At 61.8% G+C, this 1,549-nt stretch carries 1 protein-coding gene; it reads left to right on the forward strand.

Annotation, left to right across the window (positions count from 1 at the left end; genetic code table 11):
* Positions 1-103: 103 nt before the first annotated feature.
* Positions 104-1,186, forward strand: a complete 1,083-nt coding sequence (locus VF34_RS24150) for an IS110 family RNA-guided transposase (RefSeq protein ID WP_426374983.1) — start codon at positions 104-106, stop codon at positions 1,184-1,186.
* Positions 1,187-1,549 lie beyond the last annotated feature (363 nt).

The following is a 1,549-nucleotide window of genomic DNA, read 5'->3' on the forward strand; positions in this document are numbered from 1 at the left end:
ATAGACGGTATGGAGGTCTTGGCTGGGGCCCCTCCGCATGTAAGCGTGGGTTGCCGACAGGAGTGGGTCCTGGCCGGTAGAGCCACAGATGTGGGAGGCCCCAGTGAAGAATCATCGTACGAGTGTTGGTTTGGATGTGCACGCACGATCGGTGGTGGCGTGCGGTTTGGATGGCGAGACGGGCGAGTTGTTCGAGCGTCGCATGTCGCCTGATCACAAAGAAATCCTGGAGTGGATTCGTTCGCTGCCAGGACTGGTGCATGTCGTCTACGAGGCGGGCCCGACCGGTTTCGGTCTGGCCCGTTTTCTGTTGGCCGCCGGTGTCGATTGTGTGGTGGCGGCACCGTCGAAAATTCAGCGTCCCCCTGGTGACCGCATCAAGACCGATGCCCGTGATGCCCGGCATTTGGCTCGGTTGCTTCATTTGAGTTCTATTGTGCCGGTTCTGATTCCGAGTACCGAGCAGGAGTCCGCTCGTGATCTGGTGCGAGCAAGGGAGGACTGCCGCGGCGATCTGGTGTCCGCACAGCATCGCCTGACACATGTGCTGCTGCGTCAAGGGATCATCTACAGCGGCGGCAAACCCTGGACCGCAGCCCACGATCTGTGGTTACGTCGCCAGCGGTTCGATTCACGTGCACTGCAGATCACCTACGACACCGCCTACGAGACCGTCATCGCCACCACCGAACGCCGGAATCGTCTCGATACCGCCATCGCGGACATGGCTGCGCATTCGTCGTTCACTCCGGTGGTGACCCGGCTGGGGTGCCTTCGTGGGGTGGCGACGTTGACAGCGTTCGGTTTGGCGACGGAGATCGGTGAGTGGGACCGGTTGACCGGCCGCTCGATCGGTGCGTTCGTCGGGTTGATCCCGACCGAGCATTCTTCCGGTGAATCCCGGTCGCAGGGCGGTGTCAGCAAAACCGGCAATGCTCACGTACGCCGACTGCTGGTCGAGGCTGCCTGGCATCATCGCAAGCCGTATCGGCCGGGGCGTGAACTGGTGGCACGGTGGAAGGCGTCGACTCCCAAAGCCAAAGCGCGAGGACATCAAGCGAACCGGCGGCTGCACGCACGGTGGGAACATTTCGACGAACGCGGTAAACGTGCGGTGGTCGCCAATGCCGGGATCGCACGAGAGCTGGCCGGCTGGTGCTGGTCGTTGGCCACGCTCGAGGAATGACTGAAGCTCCGACGCCGAAGTAGCGATCTGCGTCGGGATAGATGTCCGGAATGAACGGTCGACGACGATGTGGGATGTGGCCGAGCGTCTGGGAGTGACCCGCTAGCCGCCTATGAGCAATCCTCAACTGCGCGTTGGGATCACGCTCGACTCATAGACTTGCGATCCACTCCAGCCGAAACAGTCCGTCCTGCGGTAACCAACCCGCGTATATGAGAGTTGACGACGCGTCGAACACTACGACACGCTCACCTCCCACTCGCATCGATCACCATCCCGGCAACAGGAAGCGGTGGCACACACGACGGTGCGTGCCACCGCTTCACCATGCCGTCGTTGACAGGCCGACCTCCATATGAGGCG

This window comes from Rhodococcus sp. PML026 (assembly GCF_000963615.1).
Lineage (GTDB): Bacteria > Actinomycetota > Actinomycetes > Mycobacteriales > Mycobacteriaceae > Rhodococcoides > Rhodococcoides fascians.